The following is a 9,765-nucleotide window of genomic DNA, read 5'->3' as shown; positions in this document are numbered from 1 at the left end:
GCTGTCGGTGAATCGGGACTTCTTCATGGTAGAAATTTTCCTTCGAAAACTTCTACTTCTCACTGCGCTGGTTTTGCGGGGGGATTACCACGGTGACCTTGCCAAGCTCAGCGGCTGCAACTTAACCCGGGAAAAATGAAATTGCAATCGGGTAAAAGCCACTCTGTCAACCCCCTTTTGACCCATCAGTGGGACCCCTATGGACTATTCATTCATCTTGTACGTATTGGCCGGACTGCTGGTTGTGACCGGGATCGCAGGCGTCATTCTCCCCGCGCTTCCCGGGGTGCCCCTGGTGTTCGCCGGGCTGCTGGTTGCGGCGTGGACCGACGGGTTTGACCGGGTCGGCTGGCTCCCCTTGCTGTTGCTGGGCGTCCTGACCGCGATTTCGGTGGTGATCGACGTGCTTTCCACGGTGATCGGCGCACAGCGGGTCGGAGCCAGCAAGCTGGCCCTGGTCGGATCGGCGATAGGTACCGTGGCCGGCCTGTTTTTCATGCCGATCGGCCTGTTCGTTGGACCGTTCGCCGGTGCGCTGGCCGGCGAATACATCAACGGGCGCAAGCTCGGCCAGGCCACCAAGGTCGGACTCGGCACGTGGCTGGGCATCGTGCTCGGGGTCGCGCTGAAACTTGGCCTGGCGGTAGCCATGCTCGGCGTTTTCGCCGTGGCGTGGTTCTTCTGAGCGGGCCGCCGGTGTCTCATGACTCCCCCTGCACGAGACAATCACCGACAATCCCGCCTGACCTGACCACTTGCTCCGCAGCGGACATCCTTCCATGGCCCGCATCCGAAGCAGGCTTCAACTTTCCGCGACCGGATCATGCCCATGCGCAGCCTCCCGCTTCATCTCGCCATCCTGCTCGCTCTGAGCGGACCCAGCGCCTACGCGCTGGGACAGGAATCGATCACCGATCCGGCATCGCCACAGGCCTGTTTCGCGCTGGACTCCGATGCCAGCCGGCTGGCCTGCTACGACAAGGCACTGGGACGCTCGCCGGCCGATACCCGCGCCGCCGATGCCGCCGCCGTTGCCGCACAGCAGGCACGCAAGGAAGCCAAAGCCACCGCCAAGGCCCTGGACGAGCCGCTGCCGCGACGCAACGAGCTGTTCGCACATGACGACCTGGCCGCTGCCGCGGCCAACGCCGGGCGCGGTTCGCTGTGGGACAGCCGCTGGGAACTGGCCAGGGATTCGAAGTTGGGCCGTTTCCAGCTGCGTGCCTACAAGCCGGTGTACCTGTTGCCGGCATTCTGGACCAGCAAGCCCAACGTGATGCCGCGCTCGCCCAACCCGGCCAATTCGGTGACCCAGGCCGAGGAGCTGGAAAGCACCGAGCTGAAGTTCCAGCTCAGCTTCAAGACCAAGGTGGCCGAGAACCTGTTCGGCGACAACGGCGACCTCTGGGTCGGCTACACCCAGAGCTCGCGCTGGCAGGCCTACAACAGCGAAATCTCGCGCCCGTTCCGTGAAACCAACTACGAGCCGGAAGTGATGCTGGCCTTCCGCAACGGCTATTCGCTGTTCGGCTGGAACGGCCGCATGAGCGCAGTCAGCTTCAACCACCAGTCCAACGGCCGCAGCGACCCGCTCTCGCGCAGCTGGAACCGGGTGATCCTCAATGTCGGTCTGGACCGCGAGAACTGGGCAGTGATGCTGCGCCCGTGGTACCGCATTCCGGAAGGGCGCAAGGACGACAACAACCCGGATATCGACGATTACATGGGCCGTGGCGATGCCAGCGTCATCTACAACCGCAACGGCCATGAAGTGGCCCTGACCGGCCGCCACTCGCTGCGCAGCGGCGACCGCGCGCACGGCTCGCTGCAGCTGGACTACGGCTTCCCGATCAACAACCTGCTGCGTGGTCATGTGCAGGTGTTCGACGGTTACGGCGAAAGTATGATCGACTACAACCACCGCGCGACCTATGTCGGCGTCGGTGTCTCGCTACTGGAGTGGTTCTGAGGCAATGAAAGCGACAATCTGGCACAACAACCGCTGTTCCAATTCACGTGGCGCGCTCGCGCTGCTGCAGGAGGCCGGTGTGCAGGTGGAGGTCATCCACTACCTGGATACGCCACCGTCTGCGACCGAGCTGCGGACCCTGCTGGCCGAAATGGGCATGCCCGCCCGCGACCTGCTGCGCAGCAAGGAGGCCGCCTACAGCGAACTGGGGCTGGCCGCGCAGCTGGACGACGAGACAGCGCTGATCAACGCCATGGTCGCGCACCCGGCGCTGATCAACCGCCCGATCGTGCGCACGGCCAAAGGCACCGCACTGTGCCGCCCACCGGAAACCGTGAACGCCCTGCTCTGAGCCCCACGGGGCGACGGACCTTGGCGTTCCCGCCCCCGGCCCGCTACAACGTCTTGCCACCCACGGCGAGGATCGCCTCGTACAACTCCTCAAGATGCTGTCGTGGCAGAAACGCGCGATCGTTGATGAAGAATGACGGCGTGCCGGTGACACCACTGCGCATGCCGCTGTCTATATCGGCTTGGATACGCTGTCGGTAGGCCGGATCCTCCTGCGCCGCCACCAGCCCCTCTTCGGACAGTCCCAGCTCCCGGGTCAGCTGCCGGTAGAACTCCTCACCCAGCTGCGGCTGGGCGCTGTACAGCGCGTCATGCGCCTGCCAGAAGCGCCCGTATGTGCCTGCATATTCGGCCGTTACCGCCGCTGCCCAGGCCTGCGGATGCGACAGCTGCAACGGGAAGTGTCTGAAAACCACGCACAGCGAGCTGCCGAAACGCTGTTGCAGACGTTTGACGAGCGAAAACGCTTCGCCGCACGCCGCGCATTGGTAATCGCCGTATTCCACCAGCACGACCGGAGCGGCAAGGTTGCCGGCCACATGATCCTGCGCACTCGCCGGAACACCCAGGACACTCATACATGGCCTCCCCAATGATCGTTGCGGACCTGCCGGCCGCGACCAACGCGCGGGCTGCAGGAGAACCTACCCCGGCGACCGCGCTATCGGCGTGAAGCGCGGCCAACGCTCCAACTGCCACGGCACACCGTCTGGCCACCGCTCCACTTTCCCTGCGCCGATCCTGCAGGCAAAATCCCGCCACACCGACAGGAAGTCAGCGCATGCCCCGCAAGTACCGTTCGTTCTTCGCCTACACCTCGGCCCTGCTGGGCCTGTTGAGTCTGCTGGCGGTGGCCTGCTTCCACTTTCCCGAACTGCTGACCAGCCGCGAGTTCCGCGCGGTCTACAACGAGCAGTTCGCGCGCCACCTGCTGCTGGTCGGGCTGGCGGCCGCGTTCATCCTCGGCACGATGGCGATCCTGCGCGACCGCAACAAGCGCATCGCCACCCTCGGCGTGGGCAGTGCCACGCTGGCCGTGCTGCTGGGCGGCACCAATGTGCAGTTCGACGCGATCGGCCAGACGCCCTACTCGCTCGGCCTGGACTGGTTCGTGCTGTCGCTGTTCTTCTCGGCGCTGGTGTTCGTGCCGCTGGAACGTTATCTGGGCAAGCGCGCCCTGTCGCCGCTGCGGCCGGGCTGGCGCACCGACGTGGCCTACTTCTTCATGAGCCACGTGCTGGTGCAGTTCATCCTGATCCTGGTCACCGCCTCGACCTCCACGGTTGCCGCACTGGCCGCCTTCCCGGCGCTGAAGAACCTGATCCAGTCGCTGCCGGTGTGGGCGCAGTTCCTGATCGCCGTGTTCGTGGCCGACATGGCGCAGGCGCTGCTGCATCGGGCCTATCACAACATTCCCTGGCTGTGGCGTTTCCACGCGGTGCACCATTCCAGCCGGCACATGGACTGGCTGGCCGGCTCGCGCATCCATTTCGTCGAGATCGTGCTGACCCGCAGCGCGGTGCTGCTGCCGCTGCTGATCCTGGGCTTCTCCACGCCGGCGGTGAACGCCTACGTGATCCTGGTCGGGCTGCAGGCAGTGCTGGCGCACGCCAACCTCGGCATCCGTTTCGGCTGGCTGGAATACCTGCTGGTACTGCCGCGCTACCACCACTGGCACCACGCCCGGCAGCAGGACTATGTGGATGTGAACTACGCCATCCATCTGCCGCTGGTGGACATGCTGATGGGCACTTTCAAACTGCCGCGCGACCAGGCGCAGTGGCCGGAGGAATACGGCGTGATGAAGCTGGAAACCGTGCCCAAGGGCATCGTCAGCCAGCACCTGATGCCGTTCCAGGGCGGGCGCAGGTACCAGGACCACGTGGACTGAAAGCTGCCGCCAAGCGCCCCGGCTCAGCGCCAGTCGCTGATGCCCTCGCGCCGGTAGACCTCGGCAAACGCCGGCCGGGCTTTCATGCGCGCGGCATGCGCGGCCAGCTCCGGCCAGCGGTCACTCGGACGCGGCAGGTTGCGGCTCCAGCGCATCAGCATGGTCAGCATGAAATCCACGGCGCTGAGCCGCTCACCGAGCAGGTACGGACCGGCGAGGGTGAGCTGGTCGGCGACCTGCTGCCATGCCGCCTCCAGCTGCACGCGTGCCCGTTCCCGGACCGCCTCGCTGTGGTTTTCGCCGGCCGGTTCGTGCGGGTAGAACCAGCTGCGATACGCCGGCATCAGGGTGTACACGCAGAAGCACATCCAGCGGTAGTAATCGCCGCGCGCCGGGGTTCCCGGTGCCGGTGCCAGCCCGGCCTGCGGATGCAGATCGGCCAGATGCATCACGATGGCCGCCGACTCGGTCAGCACCTGCCCGTCGAGCAGCAACGCCGGCACGCGCCCGGCCGGATTGATCGCCAGGTACGCCGGCGACTTCTGCTCGCCACGCTCGAAGTCCAGCTGGCGCAACGCGTGATCGATGCCCAGCTCGATCAGCAGCCAGTGCACCACCAGCGAGGCACTGCTTTGCGATCCATACAGCACGACAGACATGGCGTTCTCTCTGGCAGGCGGAACCGCATTCTAGCGACGTCTCCGGCGCCGGAGACGGGCCGCCGGTGCAACTTGAAGCCTTCGCCGGAAAACAAAACGGCCCGGGCAGAACCCGGGCCGTTTCGGTCTCGTCAGCAACGCCGGCGGTCTACTCGACCACCACCGGAATCTTGCCGATGCGGGCCTGCCATTCGCGCGGGCCGGTCTTGTGCACCGACTCGCCGGTGGAGTCCACCGCCACGGTCACCGGCATGTCCTGCACGGTGAACTCGTAGATCGCTTCCATGCCCAGGTCGGCAAAACCGACTACCTTGGAGGCCTTGATCGCCTTGGACACCAGGTAGGCCGAGCCACCGACCGCCATCAGGTAGGCCGACTTGTTGTCACGGATGGCATCGATCGCCGCCGGGCCACGCTCGGCCTTGCCGACCATGCCCAGCAGGCCGGTCTGTTCCAGGATCTGGCGGGTGAACTTGTCCATGCGGGTGGCGGTGGTGGGGCCGGCCGGGCCCACCACTTCGTCACGCACCGGATCGACCGGGCCGACGTAGTAGATGAAGCGGCCCTTCAGGTCCACCGGCAGCGGCTCGCCCTTGTTGAGCATGTCGACCATGCGCTTGTGCGCGGCGTCACGGCCGGTCAGCAGCTTGCCGTTGAGCAGCAGGGTCTGGCCCGGCTTCCAGCTGGCCACTTCTTCCGGCGTGATGCTGTCCAGGTCCACGCGGGTGCCCTTGGAGGCGTCGTAGGTGATCTGCGGCCAGTCTTCCAGCGACGGCGGGTCCAGCATCACCGGGCCGCTGCCGTCCAGGGTGAAGTGGGCGTGGCGGGTGGCGGCACAGTTGGGGATCATCGCCACCGGCAGGTTGGCCGCGTGGGTCGGGAAGTCCTTGACCTTGATGTCCAGCACCGTGGTCAGGCCGCCCAGGCCCTGCGCGCCAATGCCCAGCGCGTTGACCTTCTCGTACAGTTCCAGACGCAGCTCTTCGGCACGGTTGGAGGGCCCACGGGCCTGCAGATCGGTGATGTCGATCGGCTCCATCAGCGCCTCCTTTGCCAGCAGCATCGCCTTCTCGGCGGTACCACCGATACCGATGCCGAGCATGCCCGGCGGGCACCAGCCGGCGCCCATGGTCGGCACGGTCTTGAGCACCCAGTCCACGATCGAGTCGGACGGGTTGAGCATGGCGAACTTGCTCTTGGCCTCCGAACCACCGCCCTTGGCGGCGACGATCACCTCGACCTTGTCACCTGGCACGACCTTGATGTTGACCACACCCGGGGTGTTGTCACGGGTATTGGTGCGCTTGCCGGCCGGGTCGGCCAGCACCGAGGCGCGCAGCTTGTTGTCCGGGTAGGCGTAGGCGCGGCGGATGCCCTCGTTGGCCATGTCCTCCACGCCCATGGTGGCGTCGTCCCAGCGCACGTTCATACCGATTTCCAGGAACACGGTGACGATGCCGGTGTCCTGGCAGATCGGGCGGTGGCCCTCGGCGCACATGCGCGAGTTGATCAGGATCTGCGCGATGGCCTCTTTGGCCGCCGGCGACTCCTCGCGCTCATAGGCGGCGGCGAGGTTCTTGATGTAGTCGACCGGGTGGTAGTACGAAATGTACTGCAGTGCGTCGGCGACGGACTGGATGAAATCTTCCTGCTTGATCGATGTCACGGCGTGCTCGCTTGCTTGGGGCTGGCGGGGGGTTCCAGCCGCACATTTTACGCCCTGCCGCCGGCCCGTGCCCTGCGGGCGTCCTGCCGGCAAGGAGGGATGTGGCGGGATCGCCCCCTCCGCAACGGCTTGGGGCCGGCCGGCGTCCGGCATTGCCGCACGCCGGCGGACGGACCCGTAGTTCCGCCGGCGGACCAGATTGATGGCCGCGGCCACGGGCAGCGCCCACAATAGCCGCATGAACACGCTCGTCCTGATCCTCGACCTCATCGGCACCTTCGTCTTCGCCCTGTCCGGGGCGACGATGGGCGTACGCCGCCGCCTGGATATCTTCGGCGTGCTGGTGCTGTCCTTTGCCGCCGCACTGGCCGGCGGCATCACCCGCGACCTGCTGATCGGCGCCACCCCGGTGGCGGCCATCAGCGACTGGCGCTACCCGGCCATCACCCTGGCCGCCGGCACCGTCACCTTCTTCTGGGCACCGATGATCGAACGCCTGCAGTTCCCGGTGCGGATGTTCGATGCGATGGGACTGGCCCTGTTCGCCGTGGCGGGCACGCAGAAGGCGTTGTCGTATGGCATCGATCCCCCAATGGCCGCAGCGCTGGGCATGCTCACCGGCATCGGTGGCGGCATCGCACGTGACGTGCTGCTGGCCCAGGTGCCGCTGGTGTTGCAGGCCGAGCTGTATGCGGTGGCCGCGCTCGCCGGCGCGGCGGTGGTCGCCCTCGGCTACTGGCTGGAACTGGCCCCGTTGCCGTGCGCCCTGGCCGGTGCCGGCCTGTGCTTCGGCCTGCGGATGATGGCCATGCATTTTGGCTGGCACCTGCCGGTAGCCCTGCAATCCTCCGATCCGCCGCCCCCGGAAGGTCCACGCCGGTAACGCGGTCACGACACGGCACGCTCACGGATGCGGGGCCATGGTGGAGCCCCCTCGCAACAGGAAGCCGCTCATGTCCGCTCCCCGCTCCGACACCCTGATTGGTGATGATGTCGTCCGCAGCCTCGGCCAGCATGGCCGTGCCTCACAGGTGCTGGTCCAGGTCCAGGACGGGTGCGTCGCCCTCCGCGGCGATGTCCCCGACCACCAGACCAGACACGAGGTGGAACAGCTGGTCGGCGCGATTGACGGCGTGCGCGAGGTCCGCAGCACCTTGCATGTGGACTCCGGCGAGCACTCCTTCGGCGCACCCGGCCAGGCCGTGCGCGACAACCCGGACGGGCAGGAGATCGGCAGGCTCGCCGGGCTTGAGCAGGAACAGGATATGGATCCGGAGCGCTGAGCCGCGCGCCGGGCTCCGCGTACCCGATCGCGCCCGGCACAATGAGCTACCCCGGAGTCATCCCGCCGCCCTACGCCGCCCATGCCGCCCCCGACACCTACCGCCGCCCCGTTGAAACTGCGCGAGCGGTTCCGCGCCATGCGCAACCTGCCGCCGTTCCTGCGGATGATCTGGCAGACCAGCCCGCGCCTGACCCTGGCCAGCCTGGGGCTGCGGCTGGTGCGCTCGCTGGTGCCGGTATCGATGCTCTATGTCGGCAAACTGATCATCGATGAGGCGGTAAGGCTGGCCGGTCTGCCGGGCACGTTCCCGCCGCTGGACCAGGCGCTGGCGAGCGGTTTGCTGGGCCACCTGCTGGTATTGCTGGGCATCGAACTGGTGCTGGCGATCGGCTCGGACCTGCTCGGCCGGCTGGTGGGCTATGCCGACGGCCTGCTCTCGGAACTGTTCACCAACGCCAGCAGCATCCGCCTGATGGAGCATGCCGCCGAACTCGACCTGGAGGATTTCGAAGACCCCGACGTGCAGGACAAGCTCGACCGTGCGCGGCGCCAGACCATGGGCCGGATGAACCTGATGAGCCAGCTGTTCGGCCAGCTGCAGGACGCCATCACCGTGACCAGCCTGGCGGTCGGTCTGGTGGTCTACGCGCCGTGGCTGATCGCACTGCTGGCGGTGGCGCTGATACCGGCGTTCATCGGCGAATCGCACTTCAATGCGATGGGCTATTCGCTGAACTTCCAGTGGACGCCGGAACGCCGCCAGCTGGAGTACCTGCGCCAGACCGGTGCCAGCGTGGACACGGCCAAGGAGGTGAAGATCTTCAACCTGCACCGCTTCCTGATCGAGCGCTATCGCACGCTGGCCAACAAGTTCTATCTGGCCAACCGGCGGCTGGCACGCAGACGCGCGATCTGGGGCACACTGCTGGCGGCGCTGGGCACGCTGGGCTACTACGCCGCCTACGGCTACATCGCCTGGCGCACGGTGCGCGGTGATTTTTCCATTGGCGATCTCACCTTTCTGGCCGGCAGCTTCCAGCGTCTGCGGCAGCTGCTGGAAGGCTTGCTGATCGGTTTCTCGCAGGTGGCCAGCCAGGCCATGTATCTGGATGACCTGTTCTCGTTCTTCGCCATCGAGCCGGAGATCCGTTCCTGTCCGGATGCGATAGCGGTACCGCGCCCGATCCGCGAGGGCTTCGTGTTCGAGAACGTGGGCTTCCGCTATCCCGACGCCGAGCGCTGGGCGGTGCGGCATCTGGATTTCCATCTGCGCGCCGGCGAAGTGATCGCGCTGGTGGGCGAGAACGGCGCCGGCAAAACCACCCTGGTCAAGCTGCTGGCGCGGCTGTACGACCCGGACGAGGGGCGCATCCTGCTCGACGGCCGCGACCTGCGCGATTACGACCTGGACGACCTGCGCGCCAACATGGGGGTGATCTTCCAGGACTTCGTGCGCTACCACCTCAGTGCCGGCGAGAACATCGGCGTCGGCCTGGTCGAGGCGATGGATGACCAGTCGCGGATCCGCGATGCCGCACACCGGGCGCTGGCCGACGAAGTCATCGAACGTCTGCCCGCAGGCTACGCGCAGCTGATCGGACGCCGTTTCAAGACCGGCGTGGACCTGTCCGGCGGCCAGTGGCAGAAGATCGCCATCGCCCGCGCCTACATGCGCGATGCACAGGTGATGATCCTCGACGAGCCGACCGCGGCACTGGATGCGCGGGCCGAGTTCGAGGTGTTCCAGCGCTTCAAGGAGCTGTCGGACAACCGCACCGCGGTGCTGATCTCCCACCGCTTTTCCAGCGTGCGCATGGCCGACCGCATCCTGGTACTGGCCGATGGCCGGATCGAGGCCAGCGGCACCCACGCGCAGCTGATGGCCGAAGGCGGCCGCTACGCCGAACTGTTCGAGCTGCAGGCCGCCGGCTACCGCTGAGGCCC

The 9,765-nt window shown here is 66.5% G+C and carries 10 protein-coding genes; 7 read left to right on the top strand and 3 right to left on the bottom strand.

Going from position 1 to position 9,765, the window contains the following annotated elements:
* The first annotated feature begins 199 nt into the window (after window positions 1–199).
* The 3 genes from ARC78_RS07410 (at window position 200) to arsC (ending at window position 2,321) form a co-directional block, all read left to right on the top strand.
* Window positions 200–685, top strand: a complete 486-nt coding sequence (locus ARC78_RS07410) for a DUF456 domain-containing protein (protein WP_054659173.1) — start codon at window positions 200–202, stop codon at window positions 683–685.
* Between the two features lie 144 nt (window positions 686–829).
* On the top strand, window positions 830–1,969 hold the full coding sequence (locus tag ARC78_RS07405; protein ID WP_083468479.1) for a phospholipase A: 1,140 nt from the start codon (window positions 830–832) through the stop codon (window positions 1,967–1,969).
* A gap of 4 nt (window positions 1,970–1,973) precedes the next feature.
* Window positions 1,974–2,321: an arsenate reductase (glutaredoxin) gene (arsC, locus tag ARC78_RS07400; RefSeq protein ID WP_054659169.1), complete on the top strand. Its 348-nt coding sequence runs from the start codon at window positions 1,974–1,976 to the stop codon at window positions 2,319–2,321.
* Between the two features lie 43 nt (window positions 2,322–2,364).
* On the opposite strand, the gene ARC78_RS07395 is transcribed toward arsC, so the two are convergent.
* Entirely contained in the window at window positions 2,365–2,898 is a 534-nt protein-coding gene (locus ARC78_RS07395; protein WP_054659167.1) for a DsbA family protein, read from the bottom strand.
* Between the two features lie 203 nt (window positions 2,899–3,101).
* Between ARC78_RS07395 and ARC78_RS07390 the strand changes: the two genes are divergently transcribed.
* Window positions 3,102–4,211, top strand: coding sequence for a sterol desaturase family protein (locus ARC78_RS07390; RefSeq protein ID WP_057506010.1), 1,110 nt, complete (start codon window positions 3,102–3,104; stop codon window positions 4,209–4,211).
* Between the two features lie 23 nt (window positions 4,212–4,234).
* On the opposite strand, the gene ARC78_RS07385 is transcribed toward ARC78_RS07390, so the two are convergent.
* Window positions 4,235–4,870 carry a glutathione S-transferase family protein gene (locus ARC78_RS07385; RefSeq protein WP_054659160.1) on the bottom strand — a complete coding sequence of 212 codons (636 nt, stop codon included), beginning with the start codon at window positions 4,868–4,870 and terminating at the stop codon, window positions 4,235–4,237.
* Window positions 4,871–5,018: 148 nt separating this feature from the next.
* Window positions 5,019–6,536 (bottom strand): fumarate hydratase, encoded by a 1,518-nt coding sequence (locus tag ARC78_RS07380; RefSeq protein ID WP_057506009.1) that lies wholly within the window; start codon window positions 6,534–6,536, stop codon window positions 5,019–5,021.
* A 238-nt stretch (window positions 6,537–6,774) separates the two neighbouring features.
* Between ARC78_RS07380 and ARC78_RS07375 the strand changes: the two genes are divergently transcribed.
* The 3 genes from ARC78_RS07375 to ARC78_RS07365 all read left to right on the top strand — a co-directional run bounded on the left by ARC78_RS07375 (window position 6,775) and on the right by ARC78_RS07365 (window position 9,760).
* Window positions 6,775–7,419, top strand: coding sequence for a trimeric intracellular cation channel family protein (locus ARC78_RS07375; protein ID WP_054657928.1), 645 nt, complete (start codon window positions 6,775–6,777; stop codon window positions 7,417–7,419).
* A 70-nt stretch (window positions 7,420–7,489) separates the two neighbouring features.
* Entirely contained in the window at window positions 7,490–7,819 is a 330-nt protein-coding gene (locus tag ARC78_RS07370) for a BON domain-containing protein (RefSeq protein WP_054657926.1), read from the top strand.
* 81 nt (window positions 7,820–7,900) lie between these two features.
* Entirely contained in the window at window positions 7,901–9,760 is a 1,860-nt protein-coding gene (locus tag ARC78_RS07365) for an ABC transporter ATP-binding protein (RefSeq protein ID WP_054657924.1), read from the top strand.
* Window positions 9,761–9,765: the final 5 nt, after the last annotated feature.

Origin of the sequence: Stenotrophomonas pictorum JCM 9942 (assembly GCF_001431585.1) — a bacterium.
Taxonomy (GTDB): domain Bacteria; phylum Pseudomonadota; class Gammaproteobacteria; order Xanthomonadales; family Xanthomonadaceae; genus Stenotrophomonas; species Stenotrophomonas pictorum.
The sequence above is the reverse complement of the archived record's forward strand: the minus strand, read 5'-3'. Positions and strand labels throughout refer to the sequence as shown.

What these genes read in the sequence shown, in the direction of transcription:
- ARC78_RS07410 (WP_054659173.1), top strand. Translation starts at nt 200, where the DNA reads ATGGACTATTCATTCATCTTGTACGTATTGGCCGGACTGCTGGTTGTG.
- ARC78_RS07405 (WP_083468479.1), top strand. Translation starts at nt 830, where the DNA reads ATGCGCAGCCTCCCGCTTCATCTCGCCATCCTGCTCGCTCTGAGCGGA.
- arsC (WP_054659169.1), top strand. Translation starts at nt 1,974, where the DNA reads ATGAAAGCGACAATCTGGCACAACAACCGCTGTTCCAATTCACGTGGC.
- ARC78_RS07395 (WP_054659167.1), bottom strand. Translation starts at nt 2,898, where the DNA reads ATGAGTGTCCTGGGTGTTCCGGCGAGTGCGCAGGATCATGTGGCCGGC.
- ARC78_RS07390 (WP_057506010.1), top strand. Translation starts at nt 3,102, where the DNA reads ATGCCCCGCAAGTACCGTTCGTTCTTCGCCTACACCTCGGCCCTGCTG.
- ARC78_RS07385 (WP_054659160.1), bottom strand. Translation starts at nt 4,870, where the DNA reads ATGTCTGTCGTGCTGTATGGATCGCAAAGCAGTGCCTCGCTGGTGGTG.
- ARC78_RS07375 (WP_054657928.1), top strand. Translation starts at nt 6,775, where the DNA reads ATGAACACGCTCGTCCTGATCCTCGACCTCATCGGCACCTTCGTCTTC.
- ARC78_RS07370 (WP_054657926.1), top strand. Translation starts at nt 7,490, where the DNA reads ATGTCCGCTCCCCGCTCCGACACCCTGATTGGTGATGATGTCGTCCGC.
- ARC78_RS07365 (WP_054657924.1), top strand. Translation starts at nt 7,901, where the DNA reads ATGCCGCCCCCGACACCTACCGCCGCCCCGTTGAAACTGCGCGAGCGG.